Source organism: Schleiferilactobacillus harbinensis DSM 16991 (assembly GCF_000425885.1).
Taxonomy (GTDB): domain Bacteria; phylum Bacillota; class Bacilli; order Lactobacillales; family Lactobacillaceae; genus Schleiferilactobacillus; species Schleiferilactobacillus harbinensis.
In genome coordinates this window covers 1-2,421 of the sequence record NZ_AUEH01000092.1, presented here as the reverse complement: position 1 = coordinate 2,421, position 2,421 = coordinate 1, and the positions used below count along the sequence as shown (strand labels likewise).

Annotated in this window: 3 protein-coding genes; all 3 read left to right on the top strand. The window is 46.8% G+C overall.

Going from position 1 to position 2,421, the window contains the following annotated elements; genetic code table 11:
* Positions 1 to 100 precede the first annotated feature (100 nt).
* The 3 genes from H627_RS18765 (at position 101) to H627_RS18760 (ending at position 2,297) form a co-directional block, all read left to right on the top strand.
* Entirely contained in the window at positions 101 to 766 is a 666-nt protein-coding gene (locus tag H627_RS18765) for a DUF4767 domain-containing protein (RefSeq protein WP_051225485.1), read from the top strand.
* 21 nt (positions 767 to 787) lie between these two features.
* Positions 788 to 1,804, top strand: coding sequence for a S41 family peptidase (locus H627_RS0115265; RefSeq protein WP_027829615.1), 1,017 nt, complete (start codon positions 788 to 790; stop codon positions 1,802 to 1,804).
* A 238-nt stretch (positions 1,805 to 2,042) separates the two neighbouring features.
* Positions 2,043 to 2,297 carry a hypothetical protein gene (locus H627_RS18760; RefSeq protein ID WP_051225484.1) on the top strand — a complete coding sequence of 85 codons (255 nt, stop codon included), beginning with the start codon at positions 2,043 to 2,045 and terminating at the stop codon, positions 2,295 to 2,297.
* Positions 2,298 to 2,421 lie beyond the last annotated feature (124 nt).

The window sequence follows — 2,421 nt, the reverse complement described above, 5'->3', positions numbered from 1 at the left end:
ACCCAAATCCAATGAACTACTAGAGAGTATCACGCAACATCCAAACAAGAAAACTATCCACGAACTTGTCTGTAAATTAACTATACGAGGAGGAATTAACGTGAGTAAAAGGCCAGGCTGGCTGCTGTTGGGATTAATCATGGTCGGATTGCTGGTGAGCGGATGTCAAAAGAAAACAGAGGATGCTGACGCCCACAAGATTTCTTACTCGGAGACGACTAAGGAATCCTCAAGCAGTCGTGATCAGCAAAGCAGCAGTGACGCGGAGAGTGATGAGTCGACACGCAGTTCGTCAACGTCATCCAGCGCGAGTGCAAGTTCATCGTCAAGTGCGGCGGTCGCGCTATGGAACACCGCCAAGGCCAACCAGTTGGCCGATTTTATGGTGCAGTGGGGCCAGTCGATGGGCCAGAAATATGAAGCCTATAGTCCCACGCATGACGTGAATTATTATGGCGGCGGAGTGTACAAGGAGCAGATCGCAACGAATAAGGTGGCCGTGAATGACCAGCACGTTTCGGCCGCATGGTCAAACGACGGGACAGGAACGGCCCAGTATAAAATCGTCGCCATGTATTCTGATGTCGCCACTGCGCGATATGCTGGCGTGCATTTATATTTATTCACTATTGATCCCAACGGCGCGCCCAAGGTGTTGATCACCATGCAGAATCAAGGGGCCGAGGATGGCTTGCTGCATTTTAGTGTCACGCAGAACAGTGCTTTGCAAAACGGATTTTCAACCATTATCAAAACAACCCATTAATTTGCACAATGTGGTGGGACAATGAAAAACCAAGTGAAAATAACACTGTGCTTTGCCGCTCTTGTCCTTCTATTCAGCATTTTTCCGTCAGCCAATGCGGCCATCACATCTATTCAGGACGATGCGGTTGAGACTGTCGCTTATATGTCTCAACATGGCATTATCGAAGACAAAACGGCGTGGCAGGAAGTCGTGGATAAAACGGATGCTGGACAGACTATTACGACCATCGCGGATCTGAATGCCGTTATGCGGGTGGGTAATAAGCATTCGAGTGCCGCAAAAAGGGATGCAGCAATACGCCATGAACAGTTACCCGGGGCATACTGTGCCGGCCGACTGACAGTCGTTGATATCCCCACTTTTTACACTATGAGGCAGAGTGTGTATCTACGCTATATAGTCAAGCTAAATCAGTTGATTGCGCACACCCGAGGCGACCTGGTCTTGAATTTTTCCGGCAATCAAGGCGGCATACCAACGGCCATGATTTTTGGCCTTTACGCACTCATTCCCAATGGGCAGCTGTGGACCAGTGTGACCAACACAGGAAAAGAGCAGCAAGTTTCTTTGGTCAAGGACGGCTTGCAAGGCGGCGCAGCCAATTATCGAAGCACCGTAGTAAAAATGGTGCTTGAGAAAGTGAAGAAGCGCTTGAACAAAAAGGTTGCTATCATCATGGACAACAACTCAGCAAGCGCCGCCGAATTCACAATTATGGCAGTCAAAAAAAATCCTCTTGCGAGGATTTTTGGACTACCTTCAGCGGGCTATACGACGGAAAATAGCAATGTTACTTACCATTCGCCGATTTGTGACAATAGTTGGCAAATCATTCCGTGGATGGTAACACGAACCGATCATACAGTTCGCTGTATCAACGTTGTTAATGCTCGGCAGACCCACAACTTTAGTAACACGCCGGTTATGCCGGACGTGCTGTTTACCCAACCGATTAATACGGGGGGAGCAAATGCCCATCATTCGCAAATCTCGAAATCATTATTGAGTCAAATTCGAAAGTGGTTTGATTCCTAAGAATAGCAGAATCAGTTTTTCCTGCATTTTGATATGGTGTTGGACGCAACCCCGACTACGCCCCATATAACCAATGTTTTTGATACAGATGGCGTTGGCAGACACTTTTGCCTGCTGTTGATTACCGCTCTTACAAGATTGTTAGGGCGCTATCTTTGAAAGTTATTGACGCCTACTGTGCAGGCTTGATAGTCTTGTAAGCGAAAACAAAACACGGCGTGCTCCATATCGCCAGAGGGTGGTCCAACTGATCAAAAAGATTGTTATCGGTATTGGCGAATTGATTCTGATCAATCTTGCCGTGCTGGCTCTGATCGCTATCTGGGCGGCCTATTATAGCTTTGGTCCAATGCTGATGGGCACGTCATCGGAACGTGCGATTGAAGAGTTTGTTATGACAGAAGTCGTCCTTGGCGGCGGTTTTGTACTATTGTTTAATGGTTATGCCGCTTATCGATTTTTGACTGGGAAAAATAAGCAGTATTGGAAATAGGACTGTTAATCATCAATTTTGCAGTTGATCGTGTAACAAAAAGGCTGATGCGTAATTTGAAGTGCCCCATAATTGTTAGACAGATACTCTAACGATTGTGGGGCATTTTTATGACCAAATATTC

Excerpts from the sequence above, each read along its gene's own strand:
- H627_RS0115265 (WP_027829615.1), top strand. The coding sequence starts at position 788 with ATGAAAAACCAAGTGAAAATAACACTGTGCTTTGCCGCTCTTGTCCTT.